Consider the following 1,330-nt stretch of genomic DNA (forward strand, 5'->3'; position numbering starts at 1 on the left):
AGCTGGGGAGCGCCGGCGCCGAGTGAGCCCCAAGCCCCCGGCGGACCGAGTATGACTCCCGGTCCCCTCGAGATGCCCCCAAGCTCCGCCGCTCGCGTTGCGCCTACGTACACATTCTCACCCCGCGGCGTCAACGAGGAGACCGTTACATCTCTCGCGCCCGTTCCCGGTAATCACCCCTTCTCCCATATCATCGAATCTCCAACGATCCCCCCGGAGCCGATCCAACGTGCGCTTCCTCCCGCGCGCTTCATCCCGGCGAAGCCTTCTTCCATCGAGCCTCCTCCCGAGATCCCCGGCTCCGGCGGACGCACCCTTCACCCTTCACTCCCGGCCGGTGCGCCCCCGAAGACTCCCCTCTCCGGCTTCCACTACGGGAACGTCGGCCCGGTGATCGAAGGAGGCGAGCATGGGGTATTCGTTACGACACGGACGCCTGGATCAATCGGCGAAGCGGTGCAAGCAGGCGGGAAGGGTGCGGTGCCGATTAAGGGGAACTTCGCCCTTGCTGATGTCACCGCGCCTCAGTGGAAGGAGATATATCAGCAGGCGATCCAACAGGGCGCACAACCGCCGCAAGCGAAGGCGTTCGTCGAGAAGGCCATCAAAGCCGCAGGGTACGACGGGTATCGAAATCCGAATATCCCGAATTCAGCGTTCCTCTTCGAATCCGCGCCGGTAGAGCAAGCGGGTGCTTCCTCCGCTACCGGTGCTTCAACCTCCACGCCCGGAGTTCCTAGCCGCACGGCTGCACAGCCTACAAAAACCCCGCGGCCGCAGCGAACTCCGGGCGGGAGAAAAGTGAAGTGACTCCGCAAGTTTGAACTCGCCTCTCGCGAACAAGTAACATTGATATCGTACGTGATGTGTTGGAGACGATATCGATGCGCGTTCCGCGAATTCTTCCTCGACTGTTACTCCTTGCTGTTCTCGTGTGTTGCAGCGCTGTACTTCCTTCTTACGCGACGACGGTCAGCGGGAATTTGAAGGATCTTGGGATCAACAATGTAACCGGGTCGAATTCGTTCGTCCGCTTCACTCTACAAGGCTACGGTTCGGACATCCCGCGAGTAATCGGCACGAATGCAATCGTACGCCCGGACTTCGATTTCACGCCGGACGCGAACGGGAATATCTCCGGGACGATCCAAGGGAACGATACGATCTCAATCGGCTCGAATCCGGTCGGCGGCACGTGGTATCGCGTGTGTATCTATTACCAGGGACGCCCGTTTCGCTGCGACAGTTTCACGATCAACGGGAACACGTTCAACCTGAATAACGCGACGCCGAATACGACGAACCCGGCGGTCCCGGCGCCGACGGGGGA

1 protein-coding gene is annotated in these 1,330 nt (G+C 60.8%); it reads left to right on the forward strand.

The genetic code is table 11. The features are described from left to right. Positions 1-869: 869 nt before the first annotated feature. Positions 870-1,330: hypothetical protein (locus KGI06_06325; GenBank protein ID MDE1871824.1), on the forward strand; the 461-nt coding region annotated here is incomplete at its 3' end.

The sequence above is a fragment of the Candidatus Micrarchaeota archaeon genome, assembly GCA_028866575.1.
Taxonomy (GTDB): Archaea; Micrarchaeota; Micrarchaeia; order Micrarchaeales; family Micrarchaeaceae; genus UBA12276.